21 protein-coding genes are annotated in these 22,876 nt (G+C 44.9%); 17 read left to right on the forward strand and 4 right to left on the reverse strand.

Annotated elements, in window-relative coordinates; translation table 11 throughout:
* Positions 1-39 precede the first annotated feature (39 nt).
* Complete coding sequence (locus DYADSP32_RS04855; protein WP_149243770.1) at positions 40-1,344, forward strand: Gfo/Idh/MocA family protein; 1,305 nt, start codon at positions 40-42, stop codon at positions 1,342-1,344.
* An 87-nt stretch (positions 1,345-1,431) separates the two neighbouring features.
* Here DYADSP32_RS04855 and DYADSP32_RS04860 read toward each other — a convergent pair whose 3' ends face one another.
* Together DYADSP32_RS04860 and DYADSP32_RS04865 are read right to left on the reverse strand one after the other, a co-directional pair.
* Positions 1,432-1,788, reverse strand: coding sequence for a hypothetical protein (locus DYADSP32_RS04860; protein ID WP_149243769.1), 357 nt, complete (start codon positions 1,786-1,788; stop codon positions 1,432-1,434).
* Between the two features lie 186 nt (positions 1,789-1,974).
* Positions 1,975-2,301 (reverse strand): tetratricopeptide repeat protein, encoded by a 327-nt coding sequence (locus DYADSP32_RS04865; protein ID WP_149243768.1) that lies wholly within the window; start codon positions 2,299-2,301, stop codon positions 1,975-1,977.
* A gap of 95 nt (positions 2,302-2,396) precedes the next feature.
* Here DYADSP32_RS04865 and DYADSP32_RS04870 point away from each other — a divergent pair, with 95 nt between their 5' ends.
* The 8 genes from DYADSP32_RS04870 to DYADSP32_RS04905 all read left to right on the forward strand — a co-directional run bounded on the left by DYADSP32_RS04870 (position 2,397) and on the right by DYADSP32_RS04905 (position 9,043).
* Positions 2,397-3,134, forward strand: coding sequence for an electron transfer flavoprotein subunit beta/FixA family protein (locus DYADSP32_RS04870; RefSeq protein ID WP_149243767.1), 738 nt, complete (start codon positions 2,397-2,399; stop codon positions 3,132-3,134).
* A gap of 175 nt (positions 3,135-3,309) precedes the next feature.
* Positions 3,310-4,278 (forward strand): electron transfer flavoprotein subunit alpha/FixB family protein, encoded by a 969-nt coding sequence (locus DYADSP32_RS04875; RefSeq protein WP_149243766.1) that lies wholly within the window; start codon positions 3,310-3,312, stop codon positions 4,276-4,278.
* A 470-nt stretch (positions 4,279-4,748) separates the two neighbouring features.
* The gene (locus tag DYADSP32_RS04880; RefSeq protein ID WP_149243765.1) at positions 4,749-5,345 is read left to right on the forward strand and encodes a bifunctional nuclease family protein; all 597 of its coding nucleotides are present in this window, start codon (positions 4,749-4,751) and stop codon (positions 5,343-5,345) included.
* A gap of 136 nt (positions 5,346-5,481) precedes the next feature.
* Entirely contained in the window at positions 5,482-6,360 is an 879-nt protein-coding gene (locus DYADSP32_RS04885; protein ID WP_149243764.1) for a permease-like cell division protein FtsX, read from the forward strand.
* Positions 6,361-6,389: 29 nt separating this feature from the next.
* Positions 6,390-6,605, forward strand: coding sequence for a DUF3098 domain-containing protein (locus DYADSP32_RS04890; RefSeq protein ID WP_149243763.1), 216 nt, complete (start codon positions 6,390-6,392; stop codon positions 6,603-6,605).
* On the forward strand, positions 6,602-7,381 hold the full coding sequence (locus tag DYADSP32_RS04895) for an undecaprenyl-diphosphate phosphatase (protein ID WP_149243762.1): 780 nt from the start codon (positions 6,602-6,604) through the stop codon (positions 7,379-7,381). The genes DYADSP32_RS04890 and DYADSP32_RS04895 overlap by 4 nt, the downstream gene beginning before the upstream one ends.
* Before the next feature lie 13 nt (positions 7,382-7,394).
* Positions 7,395-8,117 carry a tRNA pseudouridine(55) synthase TruB gene (truB, locus tag DYADSP32_RS04900; protein WP_149243761.1) on the forward strand — a complete coding sequence of 241 codons (723 nt, stop codon included), beginning with the start codon at positions 7,395-7,397 and terminating at the stop codon, positions 8,115-8,117.
* Entirely contained in the window at positions 8,114-9,043 is a 930-nt protein-coding gene (locus DYADSP32_RS04905; RefSeq protein ID WP_149243760.1) for a bifunctional riboflavin kinase/FAD synthetase, read from the forward strand. The genes truB and DYADSP32_RS04905 overlap by 4 nt, the downstream gene beginning before the upstream one ends.
* Positions 9,044-9,134: 91 nt before the next feature.
* Here DYADSP32_RS04905 and DYADSP32_RS04910 read toward each other — a convergent pair whose 3' ends face one another.
* On the reverse strand, positions 9,135-9,446 hold the full coding sequence (locus tag DYADSP32_RS04910; RefSeq protein ID WP_149243759.1) for a hypothetical protein: 312 nt from the start codon (positions 9,444-9,446) through the stop codon (positions 9,135-9,137).
* A gap of 279 nt (positions 9,447-9,725) precedes the next feature.
* Here DYADSP32_RS04910 and DYADSP32_RS04915 point away from each other — a divergent pair, with 279 nt between their 5' ends.
* The 4 genes from DYADSP32_RS04915 (at position 9,726) to DYADSP32_RS04930 (ending at position 14,642) form a co-directional block, all read left to right on the forward strand.
* Positions 9,726-10,619, forward strand: a complete 894-nt coding sequence (locus tag DYADSP32_RS04915) for a hypothetical protein (RefSeq protein ID WP_149243758.1) — start codon at positions 9,726-9,728, stop codon at positions 10,617-10,619.
* A gap of 270 nt (positions 10,620-10,889) precedes the next feature.
* Positions 10,890-12,716 (forward strand): ABC transporter ATP-binding protein, encoded by a 1,827-nt coding sequence (locus DYADSP32_RS04920; protein WP_149243757.1) that lies wholly within the window; start codon positions 10,890-10,892, stop codon positions 12,714-12,716.
* The gene (locus DYADSP32_RS04925) at positions 12,716-13,648 is read left to right on the forward strand and encodes a glycosyltransferase family 2 protein (RefSeq protein ID WP_149243756.1); all 933 of its coding nucleotides are present in this window, start codon (positions 12,716-12,718) and stop codon (positions 13,646-13,648) included. The genes DYADSP32_RS04920 and DYADSP32_RS04925 overlap by 1 nt, the downstream gene beginning before the upstream one ends.
* A 28-nt stretch (positions 13,649-13,676) precedes the next feature.
* Positions 13,677-14,642 (forward strand): glycosyltransferase family 2 protein, encoded by a 966-nt coding sequence (locus DYADSP32_RS04930; protein ID WP_149243755.1) that lies wholly within the window; start codon positions 13,677-13,679, stop codon positions 14,640-14,642.
* Here DYADSP32_RS04930 and DYADSP32_RS04935 read toward each other — a convergent pair.
* Positions 14,631-15,533 (reverse strand): glycosyltransferase, encoded by a 903-nt coding sequence (locus tag DYADSP32_RS04935; protein WP_149243754.1) that lies wholly within the window; start codon positions 15,531-15,533, stop codon positions 14,631-14,633. The two genes, DYADSP32_RS04930 and DYADSP32_RS04935, sit on opposite strands and share 12 nt — an antisense overlap.
* A 304-nt stretch (positions 15,534-15,837) precedes the next feature.
* Here DYADSP32_RS04935 and DYADSP32_RS04940 point away from each other — a divergent pair, with 304 nt between their 5' ends.
* From DYADSP32_RS04940 to DYADSP32_RS04955, 4 genes are all read left to right on the forward strand, one after another.
* Entirely contained in the window at positions 15,838-17,811 is a 1,974-nt protein-coding gene (locus tag DYADSP32_RS04940) for a sialate O-acetylesterase (RefSeq protein WP_149243753.1), read from the forward strand.
* A 54-nt stretch (positions 17,812-17,865) separates the two neighbouring features.
* Entirely contained in the window at positions 17,866-19,959 is a 2,094-nt protein-coding gene (locus DYADSP32_RS04945) for a PQQ-binding-like beta-propeller repeat protein (RefSeq protein ID WP_149244971.1), read from the forward strand.
* Positions 19,960-20,124: 165 nt separating this feature from the next.
* On the forward strand, positions 20,125-20,700 hold the full coding sequence (locus DYADSP32_RS04950) for a hypothetical protein (protein ID WP_149243752.1): 576 nt from the start codon (positions 20,125-20,127) through the stop codon (positions 20,698-20,700).
* Positions 20,701-21,292: 592 nt separating this feature from the next.
* Positions 21,293-22,873, forward strand: coding sequence for a response regulator (locus DYADSP32_RS04955; RefSeq protein WP_149243751.1), 1,581 nt, complete (start codon positions 21,293-21,295; stop codon positions 22,871-22,873).
* Positions 22,874-22,876: the final 3 nt, after the last annotated feature.

Genomic DNA, 22,876 nt, shown 5'->3' on the forward strand with positions numbered 1-22,876 from the left:
AATACCTGCAACTTTTGTCACCCGCAAAACTTATATTCCATGAACCGCCGATCCTTTATTGAACAATCCACCTTGGCCGGTGCAGCGTTTTCGGCCCTACCATTACTTTCAGCTATTTCTCGTGCCGCGCCCTACCGCACCGCCCTGGTAGGTTCGGGATGGTGGGGCACCAACATCCTGCGCTGCGCCATTCAGGCCGGGGAATCCAAAGTGGTTGCCCTGTGCGACGTGGATGAAAATCAGCTGAAGGTATGCGCTGGTGAAGTTTCCAAACTTACGAGGGATACACCCAAACTGTATCGCGACTACCGGGAAATGTTGCGGAAAGAAAAACCAGAGATCGTCATTGTGGCCACACCGGACCATTGGCATGCACTCTGCTGTATCGCAGCGGTGGAGTCGGGTGCTCATGTGTACGTGGAGAAACCCATCAGCCATACGATACAGGAAGGGCGTGCAATGGTAAATGCGGCAAGAAAACATGGCAGGACGGTTCAGGTAGGAACACACAGACGTGTGTCCCCGCACAATGTTTCGGGCATGGAGTTCCTTAAATCGGGAAAGGCTGGCAAAATTGGCATGGCGCGGGCCTTTGTTCATTATGGAGGCGGGCCGGGACAGAAAACACCTGATCAGGAGCCACCAAAAGGCCTTGATTGGGACTTTTACTGCGGCCCTGCCCAATTGTTACCTTACAACAAAACCATGCATCCCAAGGGATTCAGAGGCTATCTGAATTTCGCCAACGGCACGCTCGGTGACTGGGGAATCCACTGGCTGGATCAGGTACTCATGTGGTCGGAACAAAAATACCCGAAAAAGGTATATTCGACTGGGGGCCGGGCCATTCGCCAGGACAATACCGATGCCCCCGACCACCAGGTTGCGGTATACGATTTCGACGGCTTCACACTGGAATGGGAACATAGGACCTTTGGCGCAAACCATGCTGAAAAGACACATCCCCAACAGGCGGTTGGTGTGTATTTTTACGGTACGGAGGGAACGTTTCATATGGGATGGCTGGATGGCTGGACGTTCTATCCCACCAATCCCAACAAACCTGTTATTCACCAGGACGCGCAGCTCAACAAGCCCGACGACCAGAATATTCAGGAGCTTTGGGCTAGTTTTCTTACCTCCATCAAAACCAATGTTCCTCCTGTAAGTGACATAGAAATAGGGCAGCGATCCACCAATGTGGCTTTGCTGGGTATGCTCTCCTATAAATTGGGCAGAAGTATCATATGGGACGGGGAGAAAGAAATTATCCCCGGGGACGTAGAAGCAAACAAATTACTCAGAAGGGACTATCGGGGCGAATGGCAATATCCGAAAGTTTGATATCGTAATAAGACAGCCTCGGCAAATGAAAAAGCCGGTTAGAAGATGCTAAAATCTTCTAACCGGCTTTGCAATCATCAGCCCGAATCAGTCAAGCTTGATCACCTCTGCGGGGATATTGTATTGAATAATAATCTCCCGGGTAAATCTTACATGGCCCCTTGGTGCAAGCAAATAAAGCTTCGCACCCTTCATTCCGGCTAGTTCGCTTAAAAGTTTCCATTTGGATATGCTTCCCCTCAGGTGCTCTGTTTTCATGGAAACTTCCAGATAGTGCCGGTTGAACATATTTACACCCGTAACGTCCGGAATAAATTTCTCATTATCGGCAGCTCTTTCGTACGACTTGGGCGTTTCGTACCCTTCCATATTCGCCTGAATTTCTTTGAATCCGTGAGCTTGAGCCCACTTAACAACCTGGGGAATGAATAATTCCTTTTCCATAAAATAACTAATGAATAATTATAATCCCCGCAATCGGGGAACTTCAACGTAAATACTATAAATTTTGACTGGAGCAGATTGAAAGCGTTATAACCCAACTGACTTAAAAAGCTGTCGCATTTCTTACCAATTAGGAAAGTTACTCATTTTTCCTCAAAACACAAAATTAACATTGAAAAAGCAATATTAATCTTCCAGTTCATCCTGGTAAGTGCGGTAGGCACGTAGCAGTTCCTGATAGGTTTTCTGATTGTTTTGATTTAAAGCCAGCGCTATCCCCCTTTGGTATATTTCACCAGCCTTATCCAACATTTCCAATTGTATAAATAGCTCTCCGGCATGATAATAAGTGGGCAAATAGGCCGGATGCTCATCCAGCAGCTTCTCAAAATAGCGCGCAGCCTCCCGCTGATCGGATTTTAAATATTCCAGCGCCAATGCGTAAATGTTAAACGGGTCGTGCGGCTCTTCCTCAAAAAAAGACATTAAACTTGCTAATCTTTCATTTTTCATTTCAACAATGTTATGCTTGCATACTATTTATTTTTTTCTGTATCTTGCGACATTAACTGATTCTAAGAAAAGTTAAACTACCTAAGTATATAATCATGAAAATACTCGTATGTATTACCAATGTGCCGGATACGACGGCCAAAATAACATTTACAGACAATGGTACCAAACTGAACAAAGCTGGTGTTCAATATATTATCGGACCATACGATGACTATGCACTGGCCCGTGGGGTGGAATTAAAAGAACAGCTTGGGGGTACACTGACTGTCCTTCATGTGGGTGAAGCTGATGCGGATCCACAAATAAGAAAAGCACTGGCGATCGGAGCCGACGATGCAATCAGAGTGAACTGCGACCCGTACGACTCGTACTTCACGGCGGTACAAATAGCTCATGTGGCAAAACAGAATCAATACGATCTGATCCTCATGGGTCGGGAATCTCTCGACTTTAATAGTGGCGTGGTGCATGGGCTGGTAGGCGAAATACTGGGAATTCCGTCGTATTCCCCCGTGATGAAACTGGATATAGACGGAAACACGGCTTCATTGGCAAGGGAAATTGACGGAGGAAAAGAATTACTATCTGCCCCGCTTCCGCTTGTATTGGGTTGCCAGGAACCTATTTCTGAATGGAAAATTCCGAACATGAGAGGGATTATGACCGCACGAACGAAGCCGTTGGTCGTAGTGGAGCCGGTGGCTGTGGATGAAGTAACCGCCACGATGACATATTCGTTACCTGCACCGAAAGGAGCCTGTAAAATGATTCCAGCTGACCAGGCAGAGACCTTAATAAAGTTGCTTAAGACCGAAGCAAAAGTGATTTAAAGTATATTTTGACAATTGGGTGAAACGGGTAGGATGACTCGTAGACAGCCCATCTTTCGGGTAGAAAGTATTTTTAACAGTAGATATAATAAAGGAAATTTCAAATGGGCCACAAAAGGAGGATCAATTCATCGATTCTACCATTGACCCAATACATCATTCAAAATTAAAAAACATGTCAGTACTCATATTTGTAGAATCAGACATCAGCGGGAGTATTAAAAAAACTTCCCTGGAAGCGGTTGCTTATGGCGCGGAAGTTGCCAAAATGACCGGAACAAGCGCCACCGTTCTGGCAGTAGGAAAGGCTGATCAGGTAAGTCTTGCATCAGCTGGTCAATTCGGTGCTACCAAAGTGTTACACGCCTCCGACGAACGGTTGTCTCAGGAAAATGCGATGGCTTATGCCGACGTCCTTACACAGGCGGTACAGCGCGAGGGCAGTAAAGTGGTAATTATATCAAAATCCGGACTGGGCGATGCAGTGGCTGCGAGAGCAGCGGCAAGGCTTAAAGCAGGCGTGGTCTCCGGCGTGACCGACTTGCCGGTGGTTGACAGCAACTTCACCGTCAGACGGAGCATTTTCACAGGCAAGGCTTTCGCCACCACGGAGATTAAATCAGATGTGAAGATCCTGGTAATAAACAAGAATGTAATCGAAGCCGAAGGGAACGACGGTGTTGCCACTATTGAGACGTTCAGCCCTACCCTGCGAGATTCCGATTTTCAGGCCACTGTTACCAGCACCGAAAAGGAGAATAGCGAGATTTCGCTCACAGAAGCAGACATTATAGTGTCCGGAGGACGTGGCATGAAAGGCCCCGATCAATGGCACCCATTATTGGACCTCGCCAAAGCCCTCGGTGCCGCCACCGGATGTTCTAAACCTGTATCGGATCTGGACTGGCGCCCCCATCACGAACACATTGGTCAAACAGGAATTAAGGTGGCTCCTAACCTTTACATTGCTTGCGGGATATCAGGTGCGATCCAGCACCTGGCAGGTGTCAATGGCTCCAAATGTATTGTGGTAATCAATAAGGATCCCGAAGCACCATTTTTTAAGGCAGCCGATTATGGGATCGTGGGGGATGTTTTCGAGATCCTTCCTAGACTGACCGAAGCGGTAAAAGCCGGGATGTAAAGGAAAATTAATAAATATTAATAAATCAAAATCTGTGTTAGCCTTGCCCTATTGCAGCTTGAAGCAATTGGTATAATGGCCACCGCTGCCCATTCAAAGTGATTAAAAAGGAACCTATTTCACTGAAAAACAGATCATTGAATATGCATCGTGAAAAACATAGACTAAATTAGGTGGGAAGAATTCATTTCATTTGAAATTCTCAAACTTCAAGAAAGCCGTCTCCTTGAAACGTTATAACCCGACCTGGCATTTTTTTATGCAGGTCGGGTTAATTATTTTTGCGTCTTGATTGAGATTATTTTGGTTTGCTTTCTGTTTCAGCAAAACAAATGCGGTCCGTAAAAAGCTGATTTTCATTCAACAAAATACTTTGACCAATATTTGTGGTCGGTCTGAATCCATGCGTTTCTTATAGAATCCATCCAAAAAATATCAAATTATTAAGCCAAAGCGCCAAAGTCCCAAACGTGAAAAAAATTAAATTAGAAATATTAGGTCTCAGCCCAAGTCAGTCCCAAGCTGGCTCATTCGCGTTGGTACTGGGGGAAGAAATGGGGAATCGTCGTTTGCCAATCATCATTGGTGTTTTTGAAGCTCAGGCGATTGCCGTTCAAATTGAAAATATTGTCCCAAACCGTCCTATGACGCATGATCTTTTTAAGTCATTCGCAGACGGCATGAACTATACACTGAAAGAAATAATCATTTCTGACTTAAAGGAGGGAATTTTTTACGCAAAGATTGTTTGCACGGATCGTTTGCGTGAAGTGGAAATAGATGCCCGGCCCTCCGACGCCATCGCAATCGGACTGCGTTTTGGTATATCCATTTACACCTACGAGGCGATATTATCAGAGGCAGGAATTATTTCAAGTTCAATTTCCGAAGACGAGGATGAAGACGAAGATGCGGTCAGAGAAACGGTGAAGACCCAAACTACGGCAAAAGATCAACTCAGAGACCTGCCCTTTGACGATCTTCAGCGTATGCTCGACGATGCATTGTCCAAGGAAGATTACGAAAGAGCTGCTAAAATCAGAGATGAGATGGGTCGCAGGAACTGATTTTGGGTTTACCGGTTACGTTAAAAATAGTTAACCCGTCACCTGAACCGTTCCCTTCTGAGATTAATCGTTACTTTTGCCAATACTATTGTCTTCGGAAGAATTCCAACAACACGAATTAGAAATTATACGATTCATGCCCAAGAAAAAGAAAATTGGTAGTTATCCAAATGCCATGATTGTAATGAGCCTGACCGCCGCATTATTTCTGATCGGATTTTGTGGCCTGCTTGTGATTCAGTCAAAAAAACTGGTCTCCATTATCCGTCAAAATATTGAAGTAAGGGTCTTTCTTGAAAAAACAGAAACAAAAGCAGGCCAGGATTCAATCTTAAATTTGATCAAACAAAAGCCATTTGTACTGACTTCCGCGGATGAAGCACCCATCACGTTCGTTTCCAAGGAAGAAGCTGCCAAAGAGTTTATAGAGGGTACCAAAGAAGATTTCACAACACTTCTGGGAGAAAATCCCCTACGTGACAGCTACCGGGTCAAACTTCATGAGGACTATTTTGAAGAGTCCAAGCTTCAGGCAATCAAAAAAGACATCGAGAAGCTGATGGGTGTATACGAGGTAGTATATCAGGAGGATCTGGCCGATAACATCAATAGAAATGTGACAAAAATATATGCGGTGCTTTCAGCATTTGCGCTTATTATGCTGATAATCATCGTATTACTGGTAAACAATACGATTAAGCTTGCGATCTATTCTCAGCGTTTTCTGATACGAAGCATGCAGCTCGTAGGAGCTACCAACGGATTTATACAACGTCCATACATTATTCGTGGTGCAACACAGGGCCTTATTGGTGGCCTCCTTGCCATTGCCCTGCTGGTTGGTTTGCAGCAGCTTGCAGTTCGTAACGTAGAAGGACTACTTTCACTACAGGAGTATAGCAAAATCATTTTTCTGGCCGTAGTAATCATGCTGTTGGGCATTTTGATAGGGATTATCAGTACCTATCAGTCCCTATCCCGCTATTTAAGGATGACCCTCGACGACTTGTATTAATTGATGTAATTTTTAACGACTAATAAAAAATGAACAATAATAAAACCAACCTTCCCTTTGCAACTTCCAACTACACCACGATGCTGATCGGACTGGCTGTGATCCTTGGTGGCTTTTTGATCATGACCCTGGACACGGAGGAATTTGGATTTGGCGCCTTAGGGCTAACCATTGGACCACTTGTTACGATCCTTGGGTTTGTAATTGAATTCTGGGCTATTTTACGCAAACCCAGCAATTCATGAGTATTTGGCAAGCCATTATTTTAGCAGTTATTGAAGGGATTACAGAATTTCTGCCTGTATCATCAACAGGACACATGATTATAGCCTCGTCTTTTATGGGGATTAGTCATTTGGAGTTTACCAAAATGTTTACTGTGAACATTCAGTTTGGAGCCATACTATCTGTGGTAGTGCTGTACTGGAAAAGATTCTTTCAGTCAACTGACTTTTATTTCAAGTTGTTTGTGGCTTTTTTACCAGCCGCCATACTCGGTTTTTTGCTTAATGATCTCATTGATTCTATGCTTGAAAACGTGGTGGTAGTGGCAGTTTCTCTTTTAGTGGGTGGTGTCATTCTAGTATTCATCGACCGCATCGCCAATGACCAGGTCAGCGAAAGAGAAATTACTTATTTCGATGCACTAAAAATTGGTCTTTTCCAATGTATAGCCATGATTCCCGGTGTTTCCCGATCAGCATCCACCATCATAGGCGGAATGCTTCAGGGCTTATCACGTAAGCAGGCAGCGGAATTTTCTTTCTTTCTCGCTGTGCCAACTATGGCGGCGGCGGGAGGTTACAAACTTCTCAAAACCTATGACACCATTCAAAGCGAGGATATCAAGATTTTATTGCTTGGGAATCTGGTCGCATTTGTTGTAGCCATGCTGGCAATAAAATTTTTCATTAATTTTCTTACCAAATACGGCTTCAAGGTCTTCGGTTATTACCGGATCGTTCTGGGCCTCATTTTGCTAGGATTACTTGCATTCGGCTACGAGCTTGATGTTGTATAGTATCCGGGCAGTAATGAACCATCTTACTACTGATTTGAACACAACAGACAATACACCTGACGAAGGGGAAGTAATTCTGATTAACAAACCGCTTACCTGGACCTCATTCGATGTCGCTAATAAGTTGAAGAGAGCCTGTAAGTTCAAGAAGATCGGTCATGCAGGTACACTGGACCCATTGGCAACCGGCTTGTTAATTCTTTGTACCGGCAAAAAAACAAAATCAATTGATTCCTATCAGGCTCAGGAAAAGGAATACACCGGAACCTTTGTATTAGGCAAAACCACTCCCTCCATCGATCTGGAAACAGAATTTGACGGAGAATTTCCCGTCGAGCACATCACGGACGAGGTCCTGGAGAACACCAGACTTCAATTCCTTGGCAAAATAGAACAAACCCCGCCCATTTATTCGGCGGTACGGGTAGATGGTGAGCGCCTTTATAAAAAAGCACGTCGCGGAGAAACTGTTGAAATAAAAAAAAGGGCAGTGGAAATTACCCTGTTCGAAATCAACCAGGCCAATTTCCCCACGATTGCTTTCAGAATTGTATGTTCCAAAGGTACTTACATCCGGAGTATTGTGCGCGACTTCGGGCTACTGGCCGGTAGTGGTGCTTACATGAGCTCCCTTTGCAGAACACGTATCGGTGCATTTGAACTCAAAGATGCTTCCGATCTTACCGATTTTATACACAACAAAAGGATCGAACTGCAGCTATCTGTCGACGAATGAAAATTTACCACAGCCTCGATTCCATTCGTGATTTGCATCATGCCGTTGTCACCAGCGGAACCTTCGATGGTGTCCACATCGGTCATCAAAAAATCCTGAACCGGCTTAATGAAATATGTTCCCAATCAGGAGGAGAGTCAGTAATCCTCACATTTTGGCCACACCCGCGCATGGTTGTCTCCGACGACAGCCAGAATCTGCTTCTCCTCTCCACGATTGATGAAAAAATCGAGTTGTTCGCCAAGCTCGGCATTAAACATCTCGTGATAATTCCATTTACAAGGGCATTTTCAGAACTCACCTCGGAGGAATTTATACAGCAGGTACTGTTAGACAAAATAGATACCCGAAAATTGGTGATAGGCTATGACCACCGGTTTGGCAGGAACCGGGAGGGCAGTTTTGAATTTTTGGTACGCAATGCTTCAAAGTACGGCTTTGAGGTTGAAGAAATTCCCAGACAAGACATCGAAGACCTGGCTATCAGCTCAACCAGAATACGTCAGGCGCTATTATCGGGGCAGGTCAACGTGGCAAAAGGGTTACTTGGAAGGCCCTATGCGCTTTCCGGTACGGTAGTGAAGGGGAAACAACTGGGCCGGACCATCGGCTTTCCTACTGCCAATCTGCATCTTCATGAATCGTATAAACTGATTCCCGGCAATGGCGTTTATATCATCAAGGCACATTACCAGGGAACGGCATACAACGCGATGCTGAACATAGGCGTGCGGCCAACGGTGGATGGCATTCACCGCACCATCGAAGCACATATTCTGGACTTCGACAAGGAAATTTATGGTGAAGATCTTAGCGTTGAACTCATTCATTATCTTCGCCCGGAGCAAAAATTCGATGGAATAGACAAGCTTGTGAGTCAGATCCATATAGATAGACAAAACACAATCGCCTATTTGTCCCAATAGCTTAGCTTTCAGTCGACCCTATACAAAAAGTGACAGCCTTCTAGCATGAAAGGCTATCACTTTCTTATTTTACATATTCAGTTCCATCGGATCAGTCAACATTTTTTCCGTCCTTATCGAGCTTAACCCGCGCATTTTCTTTTCCTCTTTTTACATTCAGTTCATAATACTGTGACTGATCCTCGCCTGTAATGAGGAATGCGCTCACAACATCCCAGCCCTTAAAATCATCACTTTTTATGACATCCAGGATGGCCTTTGGAAGATTTTCGGGTTTCACCGCCACTTTGTCCTGAGCTAAACGCACATTTTCCGAATATTTTAAAACCGACCCTTCTGCTGCTCGCAACGATGAGAACGAGATCAATGAGAGTGCCAAGGCCGAAATGATTAGCTTTTTCATAAAAATCTGGTTTTGGTTTAATGACGATGTGCATATGCACGTGTTGGCTACAGATAGTCCTATATTCATTCCAAAATACAGCAAACTCAATAAACCATCTGATTACAAAGTAGTTAACAAAAATCAACGCTGTTATTCAGTGGACAACTGCTTCCTCATTTTGGTGAATAAGTCGGCACAATCGCATAATAAGGCCGCCATGTGAAGTAAAATACATTCGGTTTCTCTAATTTCGTGGTTAAATGCAAGCGCATAAATATATATTTTAATCCAGGCCATATGAAGATTTCCGGCTTCTCCTATGTCAGAAACGGGGTCGATTACGACTATCCCTTTACACAGGCTATCCAATCCATACTACCCATTTGCGATGAATTCATCATGGTATTAGGAGACTCCAGCGACACCAGCCGAGAAGCAATAAATGCCATTAATTCCGACAAAATCAGAATTGTGGACACGCTCTGGGACATGAATAACAGGAAGGGGGGCAAAGTCTTTGCCCAACAGGCCAATGTGGGCCTCGACCATATCACGGGAGACTGGGCATTTCACATCCAGGCTGATGAAGTGATTCATGAAAAAGATTTACCGAAAGTGCTAAGTGCGATAAAGGAATATGATAGCGATGAGCGTGTGGAGGGGTTATTGTTTCCGTTTATTCATTTCTGGGGAGGGTATGATTATGTTCGCAACACCCGACGTGTTCACAAGAATGAGGTAAGGGTTCTAAGAAATAAGGGAGTGATCAGGTCTTACCGGGATTCGCAAGGCTTCCGTAAATACACATCCGTGGAAGGCTACGAAAAAGGAGAGAAGGGCGAGAAACTACGTGTAAAAAAAGTCGACGCTCCGGTTTACCATTACAATGGGGTGCGTAGTACGGAGGTTCAGAAGAAGAAGGTGAACACATTCATTTCAATGTATACACCGGACATGCCATTTGCCGCCGAAAAGCAGGCTACGTTTGATTATAATCAGGTGGATCGGGTGGAAAAATTCAAGGGTACACATCCGTCTCTGATGCTTGACAGGGTAAAGAATTTCAACCAGCCCTTTATTTTTGACCCCAAAAAAGCCAAATGGAGAACGAAAGACCGCCTGATACAGCCCCTGGAAGACATTCTTGGTTTTAAATTCGGGGAATATAAAAATTACAAGTTGCTTAAGTAGCCTTATGCACGTTGCCTGCCTTAAAAAGATAAAACCCGCCATTATTCGGTAACCTTATTTCTGATCAACGAATTAATTTTTCCAAAATAAAACCTCAGTTACCCTCTGAAATCTCGCGACGGATCATCTCCGAAATCAGTCTTTGCTAATCAATTTTGAGGCCATTGGCACGAAATGCAACGATACGTCGTTAACTTTGCAGTCAAAACTCCAGTCATTTCAGGAAGCCGGAGTGTCACTTGCCGGCATAGTTTATGCCATTATGAATAGATGAAAACATATTTTCGCTTACTTTCTTTTGCCCGGCCCATCGCCAAGTTTGCCATTCCCTATATCATTTTTTCAGTACTGAGTGTCATTTTCAATACGTTGAATCTTGCCATGCTGGCACCATTGCTCCAGGCATTATTCAAGACCAATGAAGCAGATGCAGTACCACTCACCAAACCTGAAAGCTGGACCGATGTTTTCCCCACTTTAAACTACTACGCCCAACAAGCCAGTAATCATTTTGGCCCTTTGGTGGCCTTACAGCTTTTATGCGGGGTTATCGTATTATCGGTTCTACTCGGAAATCTTTTCAGATACCTGTCACAAAGAATCATGGAAAATCTCCGGATTCATACACTGCTGAATTTAAGAAAAAGCGTATTTAACAATGTGATGGATCTGCACACCAGTTATTTCAACAACCAACGCAAGGGGGACATCATCGCCAAAATTTCCTCCGACGTACAAGTAGTTCAGTTTTCAGTAACAAGTACGCTTCAGGTTATTTTCAAAGAGCCTTTGCAGCTTTTTGCCTATGTATTTTTGCTGTTTGCCACCTCTGCCAAGCTTACGTTTTTCGCCCTTTTGGTAGTACCCATTTCAGCTTTTTTGATAGCACAGATCGTGAAACGACTGAAGGAACAGGCAACACAGGCACAGGAAGCGTTCGGAACGATGCTGAGCAATCTTGACGAGGCCTTGTCGGGAATCAAGATCATCAAGGCTTTTAACGCAACTGAATCCATCAAAAAGAAGTTTGATGACGAAAATGTACGCTATTCTGAGCTGGGGCGTAAAATGGCCGCCAGACAACAATTAAGCTCACCTGTTTCCGAGTTTTTGAGTGTTACGATGGTGACTGTAATCTTGCTTTATGGCGGATCTTTGATCCTGAACCGTCAGTCGGAATTAAGTCCAAATGACTTCATTACCTATATAGCCATGTTTTCCCAGGTTATTCGTCCTGCCAAGGCAATCACCGATTCGTTCAGCACCATTCACGCCGGTATTGCGGCCGGGGAACGGGTATTGGATTTAATTGACGAAAAACCACTGATCACCGATGCACCGAATGCCACGAAACTCGACGGATTTCATGAGGCCATTACCCTTGAGAACTTATCCTTCTCCTACCCTTCCCGCCCGGTGCTGAACGGCATAGATCTTACAATCCGGAAAGGAAAAACGGTTGCCCTTGTAGGGCCCTCAGGGGGCGGCAAATCAACGCTCATGGATTTGATTCCAAGATTTATCGAACCTCAGGAGGGGAGAATCAGCGTAGATGGTCATGACATACGTATGGTCACCATGGATTCGTTAAGGGCCATGATCGGGGTGGTAAATCAGGAATCTATTCTCTTTAATGATTCCATTTTTAACAACATCGCGTTTGGTGTACCCGGGGCAACTTTACAGGACGTGGAAGCTGCGGCACGGATTGCCAATGCGCATGATTTCATTCTGCAAACGGAACATGGTTACGATACCAACGTAGGAGATCGCGGAGTGAAATTATCAGGGGGTCAAAAACAGCGGATCTGCATTGCGCGTGCTGTGCTTAAAAATCCGCCTATCATGCTGCTGGATGAGGCCACTTCGGCCCTGGATACAGAATCAGAAAAACTTGTGCAGGATGCTTTGAACAATCTGATGAAGAACAGAACATCTCTGGTCATCGCTCACAGGCTCAGTACGATTCAAAATGCCGACCTGATTGTGGTATTGGAAGATGGCCGGATAGTAGAAAAAGGCACACACCAGGAGCTGATGCAACAGGAAGGCTTGTATAGAAGACTTATCGACATGCAGCAGTTTAGTGAATCCTGATGAGCGACCTTCCTCTCGTATCCATAGCGCTTTGCACCTACAATGGCGAAGCCTTTCTTAGAGAACAGCTGGACTCGGTACTTGCCCAGACCTATCCCAATCTGGAAATAATCGTTGTGGACGATTGCTCCGGCGATTCAACCTGGGATATACTGGAAGGCTATGCCAGCAAGCACCAGCATGTGAACATTTTTGCAAACAGCGAAAACCTGGGTTACACCAGAAATTTCGAGAAAGCCCTACAGCTATGCAAGGGTGAGCTGGTGGCAATTTGCGACCAGGATGATGTGTGGCACCCCGAAAAAATGAGCATGCAGGTGGAGGCGTTGGGAGCCAATCTGCTCATATACCACGACTCTGAATTCATTGACCGCTTTGGTAACAAGATCGGTCTGACAATTTCGGATAAATTCAATTTTTACCGCGGATCGGATCCCGCGGTGTTTCTACTCCTGAACTGCATATCCGGTCACTCGATCCTCATGAAAAATACACTGCTCCAGGCTTCGCTGCCGTTTCCTGCGGGTTTTCATTACGACCAATGGCTTGCGTACGTAGCTGCATCCTTGGGCTCTGTTGACTTTATAAATCTGCCACTCGTGCAGTATCGGCAGCATGAAACAAATAGCACAGATATTTTGGCAACCAGGTCTCGCAGGCAGCCCCGTAAGCGTGAAGTGAAACTGAATGAAATGCATAACGAAACTGCATGGCTAAAACTTTGTGCTCAGGCGAGCACCAGGTCTGATCTGGCGGCTAAACTGTATGCATTGAGTTTGCAACGAAACCGTTCATGGATGGGTATTGATTATGGCTGGAAAATCTGGCAAAACCGAGAGTCCCTCCTATTTTTGTTAAAGAAAGGCCCTGTAAGCAAATTCTTTTTTGTGCTTCGAAAAACCTGGGGTGAACGTACCAAACAGTTATTTTGAGCGCAACCACACAAGCCTGACCATTAAAATGACTGGAAAAGAAAACCTGCCTCTGATCTCGATAGCACTTTGCGTCTACAACGGCGAACGGTTCCTTCGGGAACAACTGCAATCACTGGTCAAACAAACGTATCAGCCTATTGAAATTATCGCAGTGGATGATTGCAGCACGGATTCGTCGCTGGAAATATTAAGAGAATTCGCAGCGGCATATCCTTTTCTGCATATTATTCAGAACGAAAAGAATCTGGGCTATACCAAAAATTTCGAAAAAGCATTATCGCTTTGTAGGGGGGAATGGGTTGCCCTGTCGGATCAGGATGACATCTGGGAACTGGATAAGCTCAGCCAACAGGCAGCAGGCATTGGTGCCCACACACTCATTTATCATGACTCCGCGTTTATCGACGAAGAGGGAAAAGCCCTCAATAAAAAGATGTCGGACGTCATCAATCTTTACCAGGGTGATCAGCCGGAAGTTTTTCTTTTTTTCAACTGTGTTTCCGGACACACTTGTTTCTTCAGAAAGGAATTATTGAAAGAGGCCATGCCATTCCCCGACGGTATCTTCCATGACCATTGGATTGCCTATGTAGCCACCAATCTGGGATCCATTAAGGTGATACCTGAGTGCCTGGTTCGGTACCGTCAGCATAGCAGCACATCGACCGACATTCTCAACAAGCGAAAAAAACTTGATAAATCCTATCACGAAAACCGGGATGTAACGAAGCTCAAAAAAGAACTGAAATGGCTTAAACAATGCCAAAGTTTTCGTTTGAATAAAAATCAAGCGTTCCTCGATCAGTTTGTCCTGCTGTTTGAAAACAGGATTCACAGCTTTTTTTCCTATGATTACGCCATGATGATCCGTACCAACTTCGATACCCTGTATTTCATTCAAAAGTTAAGGAAATCAAGCAGATCGGGATTTATTTCCAGGCAAATATGGGGTTTGAAGGCAAAAATTATTTGGGGGCGTTTATTCGGCTGAGGGCTTAGTGCCAAATCGCTGTTCAAGCAAATGGATATAACCTTTGAAAAATAAACGAAGAGGCATTCTCTTCGACTTTGCAACGGTAAGCAACATCCTGTGAATTTCCCAAAATGAATATTCCCATTCCAGCATTTGCTCCACCAGGTTCCGCAATGCTCTTTTTTCGGTAAAATAAATCTCCCTGTCCGAAACTTTTGCCGTGGTTAACGGTAGGTTTTTCGACCATTTCTTATGCAATTTTAAAATCTGATCCAGCCACAGTTTATTAAAGTTGCCCTCGGACGCGTGTTTCATGAGAATGTTATACGTGACCACAATCTTATGTTTGCCGTAGACCTTAAGGCAGAAGTCAATATCGTATCCGTGAAAGCCCTTTAACAATGCCTGATCGAACGGATGGTCCCTTACCACTTGCTTTTTTGTGCAAAACCAAACGCCATCGATACACACCACTTCCGTTAGCTTTTCTCCATGAGGATTGTGGTAAGCGTGTATTTCCTCTTTTGAATCCAGCTTATACCCTTGCAGGATATTCTGAAAGGATTTGTCAGGATGCTGGAATTCCACACAATACCAGCCCGAAGGAGCGAGTGCCTTGTACCCTCCACCAGCTACCCCGATTACACCGATTTCACCATCTCTGACAAAAATGTCCACGACCGTTTGTCCCCATTCCTGCGTAAGCAGCTTCACGTCCTCATGCATGTAGCACAGGATATCATATTTCGCCAGTGCAACGGCCTCATTGTAAACTTCACAAATTCCCTTTTCAGCCTTATGGTTATTGATAGCAATAATTTCGTGCGGAATTCCGATGGTTTCCTCTATATTTTTACTAACCAATGCTAAATCGATCGCCTTGGCAGAGCAGATGATGACTGAAATCATTAAATCGTTTGTCGTTTGGGTTTTCAGCTATGGTTTAAAGCCTCATTTAAATTGACCTGACTCACGCAGACCTTAAATGAAACAATGTTCTTCATCGGGGAGGGTTCCGTTATATTCTCGTTAGCGACCCGAACACCTTTTAATAATGCAATTCGGGGATTATTATTGCCAAAGGACTTCACTAAGTTTCGCCAAGTAGAAATTCATACATGCATGTATTTATAAATGAAATGGAGTGCTGAAAGTCCGTGCGAGGACGATCACCGGAATTAATTTGCCATTCAATCACTTTCAACCCAAATTCATGGTTCGTTTACTGTTCATCCTTTTATTAGCCGTAGGTAGTCAACATGTATATGCGCAGGTAAAACTGGCAAGGCTATTCTCCGATCATGTTGTTTTACAGCGCCAGAAACCAATCCCGGTGTGGGGCTGGGCTAATGCCAACGAGAAAGTAAAAGTAACATTGGCCTCTCAAACCCTAAACACGAAAGCCGACGCCTCTGGCAAATGGATGGTTAAATTCACACCACTGGAAGCAGGTGGTCCACATCAGCTCAGTGTTACGGCAAAATCAGGAAACATTGTAGTTACCGATATTCTGATTGGCGAAGTGTGGTTATGCTCCGGCCAGTCCAACATGGAATGGCCTGTCTCTGCTTCCAATAATTACCAGGAGGAAAAGAAAAATGCCGACTATCCACAAATCAGGCATTTCCGTGTAGAGCATGAAGTTTCTCTGACTCCCGAAAAGGACCTGAAAGCAGGTGAATGGAAAATAGCCAACTCCGAAACTGTTGGCGGTTTTACGGCAATCGGGTTCTTTTTTGCCAGGGAGTTGTTTCAAAAACTAAACATTCCGGTGGGCATTTTGCACTCCTCATGGGGTGGATCACAAATCGAAGGATGGATAAGCAAAGAAGCCATGCTGACCAATGACGAACTGAAAGGTTACGCGCAAAAACTACCAGCTACCTGGAAAGATGCCGACGAGATCATGGACCGGAAATTGCGGAAGCAACTTTTTGGAGACGCAACATTTATACCGACTGCCGAAGACGAGAAGAAATATGTCGAAACAGGCTATAGTGCAATCAAAGGAATCAGAACCAATGATCCGCTTGGACAATGGGACTGGAAGGGACTAATGGGTTTCCGGGGACAAGGTTTCATGGCCCGCCAGATAGAAGTTCCGGCAGAAATGGCAGGTAAACCCACAACGCTATCCCTTGCCGAAAATGATGGCCCTGTTAAAATTTACATCAATGGTAAACTGGTCTCCGAAGAAATAGTAAAAGGTATCAGAAAATTAGACCTGCCGGCCGGAACATTCCTGTCGGGCACCAATCAACTCGTCATAAAACTGGGAAATATGGTGGGTACCAGTTGGTTTGGGCCGGGCATGAAAGGCAAAGCAGAAGACCTTTATCTTACCGATGGCGCTCAAAAGATCAGTTTAGCAACGGAATGGAAGCTGATGCCCTCCTTCGTAGAAAGTCATGAATATGCTCACTTAATGAACAACGTGGGCACAACCATTTACAACGCCATGATCGTACCTTTAATCCCTTTTGGCATACGTGGGGCACTTTGGTACCAGGGAGAAACTAATGCGGGCAGAGCTTACCAGTACCGTCAGTCTTTTCCGCTCATGATCAACGACTGGCGTAAATTATGGTCATCCGATGGAAATCCGGATAATTTTTCCTTCTATTGGGTGCAGCTTTCCAGCTATGGTGCCAGCCAGGACAGCAACAAAGGCAGTGGCTGGGCCGAACTCAGAGAAGCGCAAAATATGACGCTGAGCTTACCAAAAACAGGTATGGCTGTCACCACAGATATCGGCAACCCAAAGGACATCCACCCCACCAATAAACAGGACGTAGCACACCGCCTGGCTGCAAATGCGTTAAAATTCGACTACGGTCAGGAGATCGAACACAGTTCACCGCTTTACAACCATGTGATGTTTGAAGGAAATAAAGCAATTGTTTCATTTGACCACGCCAAGGAAGGACTTATAATCAAGGATAAATACGGGTATGCGAAAGGCTTCGAAATCGCTGGGGACGACAAAGTATTTTACTATACAAAAGCGGAAGTCTCGGGCAGTTCGGTGGTGTTATCTCATCCAAAAGTTGCCAACCCCACGTCGGTGAGGTACGGATGGTCCGATGCCCCCGAAGATGCCAACTTATTCAATAAGCAAGGCTTTCCGGCCAGTCCGTTCAGAACGGACAACTGGCCTGGAATAACGGTGAATAATAAATTTGAATAACCTTTTCAGGCCCTGAATACAGTGATAATACGAAAAACAACATACACGGTTGCTGTGCTCTTATTTCTATTGATCGCCGCAAAACAGCTATCGTGGGAAGACAAAAAAGCCAGCTATACCGAGTGGTCGGAATACCTGGGCGGACCCGACCGGAATCATTATTCCTCATTATCGCAAATCAACCGGAGTAATGTACAAAACCTGGAAGTTGCCTGGACATATTCCACAGCAGATTCCGGTCAGATGCAGGTAAACCCCATTATTGTCGATGGGGTTCTGTTTGGTGTTACCGCCAACGTGCAGGCGTTTGCACTGGATGCAGCAACAGGTAAGGAAATCTGGAATTTTAAGGACAAATCTCAAAAGGGTTCCAATACCAGCCGCGGTGTGGCTTACTGGCGAGACGGCAACGATCAGCGCATCCTGCATGCAGTAGGAGCCAAACTTTTTGCACTGGATGCACGTACCGGCATACCAGTTGAGAGCTTTGGCGAAAATGGCAAAATAGACCTGCACACGGGCCTGCCCGAAGTTGCCATGGACAAGTATATGGTTTCCAATACACCTGGTACCATTTTCGAAGACCTGATCGTGATGCCTTTAAGACTCTCCGAAGACTCGGATGCAGCCCCCGGCGATATCAGGGCTTTCAACGTGCGCACGGGAAAACTGGCCTGGACATTTCATACGATACCTTATCCAGGTGAATTCGGATACAAAACCTTTCCCAAAGACGCTTATAAAAACACTTTCACGGGTGCAGCCAACAATTGGGCCGGAATGGCTGTGGACCGGAAGCGCGGAATCCTGTATGTACCCACCGGATCTGCGGGTTATGATTTTTATGGAGCCAAAAGAAAAGGATCCAACCTGTTTTCCAATTGCCTCATTGCCCTGGATGCACGTACAGGTAAGAGAATCTGGCACTATCAGACCATGCATCACGATTTGTGGGATAGAGACCTGCCTGCACCACCGAACCTGATCACGGTGACCCATAAAGGCAAAAGAATTGATGCCGTCGCTCAGGTAACCAAACAAGGGTATATTTTTGTGTTTGACCGGGTAACCGGCAAACCGCTGTTTCCAATCCGGGAGATACCCACCCCAAAAGATGCGCTACCCGGAGAATTTCCCTGGCCCACGCAGCCCATTCCTACCAAGCCCGCCCCTTACGCCAGACAAGCCCATACCCTGACAGAAAATGATATCAGCATACACGCTCCGGACCGGGACTCGCTGATGGCAAAGTTTAAGGGTTATAAAAAAGCTTTGTTCGCTTCCCCAAGCAAGGAGGGCACTGTAATTCTGCCAGGATTTGATGGAGGTGCCGAGTGGGGAGGTGCCGCAGCCGATCCCAATGCGGGTATCATTTATGTGAACAGCAATGAAATGGCCTGGATATTAACCATGATTGATGCACCAAAAGCCAGTGACATGTCCACCCTAAGCCCCGGTGAAAAGGTGTATCAGACCTACTGTGTTACCTGCCATGGACCCGACCGAAAGGGAAACGTCAAAAGCGGCTACCCATCACTCGTTGATATCAACATCCGGAAAGACAGACCGGCCATCACCCAACTGGTCAGTAACGGAAAGGGTATGATGCCTGGTTTTCCCATGCTTTCTGCAGATGAAAAACAGGCGCTCGTTGCATTTCTGGTAGGTGATGAAAAAACAGAAGCCACTTCGAAAGTAAATGCTTCGAAAAAAGTGTATCTGCCCTACCGCAGCACGGGATACAATAAGTTTCTGGATCGCAACGGGCTACCTGCCATTTCTCCTCCGTGGGGAACTTTAAATGCGATCAATTTAAATACAGGTGAGTACTTATGGAAAATACCCTTCGGGGAAGTAGAATCGTTGCGGGCAAAGGGTGTACCGACAACCGGAATCGAAAATTACGGAGGCCCGGTGGTGACAGCGAGTGGTTTACTTTTCATCGCTGCTACAAAGGACGAGAAGTTCAGAGTATTTGATAAAGAAACCGGAGCGTTACTATGGGAAACCAGGTTACCCGCGGCAGCGTTTGCAACCCCGGCAACTTATCAGGTTAATGGCAAACAATACGTGGTTGTGGCCTGTGGGGGCACAAAGCTGGGTACTAAAAAAGGTAACAAGTATGTTGCTTTCGCATTGCCGGACTGACTACATTTGCAAAATTGTAATCTATGGAAATATAACTGGTATTTCAATTCAGCAAAAAACTAAGCAATGCCGTGCTAAATCCAACGTTGTAAAGCCATGACGACATGATCTGTCTTGTACTATGTCGAAAATAGAATGCGTATCTGGTAAATGGCCACAGTTTCAATGAAATTCATATTTTCAGGTATATTCCTGCTCATTTTTTGCGCTTCCTGCGAATGGCTTGGCAATTCCCCCAGCTTTGGTGACGACTTCGTCAGCTACACTATCCGTGCTGGAAATAATGAGGTAGAGCACAACACCAGTAGCTTGTTCACATCCAGCTCCATTCGTTTTCAGGCCATTTTCGATAGTAGCAGTATTTACCAGACCGCCGCTCCGGAAAACCAGGTGGATATCAATAAACTGATCGGCTTTTCGGATTGCAGCACACATCACCAGCAAAACAGTGCCCGTTTCGGGTGGAACTGGTACAACAACGCAATTCAGATTTACGCGTATAATTATGTGGCAGGGCAGCGCCAGGTGAAAGAGCTGGGTGCCGTGGAAATCGGCACAACCAACAATTTCAAGATTGCCACCTCCGGCAACAACTACATTTTTACATTGAACGGAAAAGAGCAGACCATGCCAAGGCATTGCGCGGGTGGCGTGGGGGTTTCTTATAAGCTGCTACCCTACTTTGGAGGGAATGAGATAGCCCCACATGATATTACCATAAAAGTCCGATTTCTGGATTAAGTGCCTGTTTTTCTTTGCCGCGATTAGTTTTCCACAAAAATCACAATTAAATTTCTGCACAGAACTGTTGAAAAATATGCATACAGTGCATCTCTTAGCAGAAAGAAGTGTGGAAGCTTCTCCTCAGTGGGGCATGAAAAAAGTGGCTCCATGACAATAATACGGATAGACCCATTCAAATTCTTTACGCCAAAGTCTTCCTGCCCAATGCACTTTCAGACATATCCTAACAAGCAAAAAATCAGGTTGAAAGCATGAGAAGAAGCCATAAACAATCGCCAGCGGTAATTTTTCTGCTCCATACTTCGCTAACCTCAGTCGATAAATCAGCAGATTTCGAAGCTCCACATATTAAAAACATGCCAACCAGGCACTAAATTATATGGTCAAATTCCGACCATGTCCGAACCCTAATTAAAGACTTCAAATTCATTACATTTACTGTTTGTAGTGGCTTATGGACGGTTTTGGTGTCTTACTGATGATAACTCCGTAAACGATTCAATTGATTTTCGAATAATTAATCATGAAAGTTTGACCAAAACAGGATTTATAAATAGGCCATCCTGAAATGCTTTTACCCTAAAAAAATATGGTCCTTATTGTTGACGACAGGCCGGAAAATATTCTTCCTTTAAGAAAAGTTCTAGAAATAAACGGATTCGAAACAGACAGCGCAGGCTCGGGAGAGGAAGCATTGAAAAAAATCCTGAATGTCAGATATTCTTTGATCATTATGGATGTGCAAATGCCCGGCATGGATGGCTTCGAGGTGGCTGAGGCAATATCCGGTTTCAACAAGGCGAAAGACACACCGATTATCTTTCTTTCCGCTGTCAATACCGAAAAACGTTTTATAGCACAGGGATACAGTTCTGGTGGAATTGACTATCTCACGAAGCCCGTTGACACCGATATTCTGCTATTGAAAGTAAAGATATTTAACAAAATATATCAGCAGCAGCAAGAGCTCCAAGCCATTCAAAATTCGCTCAGAGAAGAGATCGAGATTCGAAAAAAAGCCCAGCAGGAGTTAGCAGACCGGATGCAGGAACTTCGGTTTGTGCTGGAGTCGTTGCCTCAGATTGCTTTTACAATTGCCACAAACGGTGCAATCGAATATGCGAACGCCCACTGGTTTCTTTACTCCCGGCGCCTTGAATCGTTTCCCGAATTCCACCCGGATGACGCCGTCCTGGTTAATTGGAATGAACATTTCGCGAATAGCCTAGAGTTTTCCCAGGAGGTTAGGCTTAAACCACTCAATCAGGAAGATTACAAATATTTTCTTTTGAGAATTATACCCATACATCACCAGGATTCTATTCAAAGATGGGTAGGCACTTTTACAGATATACATCAGCAAAAAATCGAAAATGAATTGCTTGAACATAAGGTACAATGGCGTACGAAGGAGTTAAGTGACAAAAATACCCAGCTCGAAATAACCAATCATGAGTTACAGCAATTTGCCTGGGTTGTTTCGCATGACCTCAAAGAACCGTTACGGAAGATCCAAACGTTCAGCCACCTCATCAAAGATAGATTTTTGGCAGGAAATGAAGAGGCCAGCATGTACCTCGACCGCTCCATAAGTTCCTCTGCAAGAATGTCCCGGCTGATCAATGACCTCCTGGAGTATTCAAGGCTATCCATGGCAGCGCTGTTTCAGCCCACGGACCTCAATGAGCTGCTACGGGAGCTGGTGAGCGATTTTGACGAAACAATTATTGAAAAAAAGGCGGAAATCATTATCGGTAAGCTTCCGGTCATTGAGACCATCCCCAGCCAGATTCGCCAGGTATTTCAGAATCTGATCAGCAATGCACTTAAATTTTCTTCCAGGAATACGACCCCCATCATCAGGATTACCGCTGAACTTGTGGAAGATATGCAAATTGAAAGCGCTCCCTCAGAAAATGGTAAGTTTTGTAGAATCATCATCAATGACAACGGAATTGGTTTTGACGAAAAATTTCTGGATAGAATATTTGTAATATTTCAGCGCCTTAATAACCACACCACCTATGAAGGAACCGGGATTGGTCTTGCCATAGCAAAAAAAATCATGGATAAGCACAATGGACTTATATCCGCAAGGAGCCGGGAGGATGAAGGTGCAAGTTTTATCCTGGTACTACCCGTAACCCAACCGAAAATTACCTCCATTTAAACA

It is taken from the genome of Dyadobacter sp. 32 (assembly GCF_902506755.1).
In the GTDB taxonomy this organism is placed as follows: Bacteria; Bacteroidota; Bacteroidia; order Cytophagales; family Spirosomataceae; genus Dyadobacter.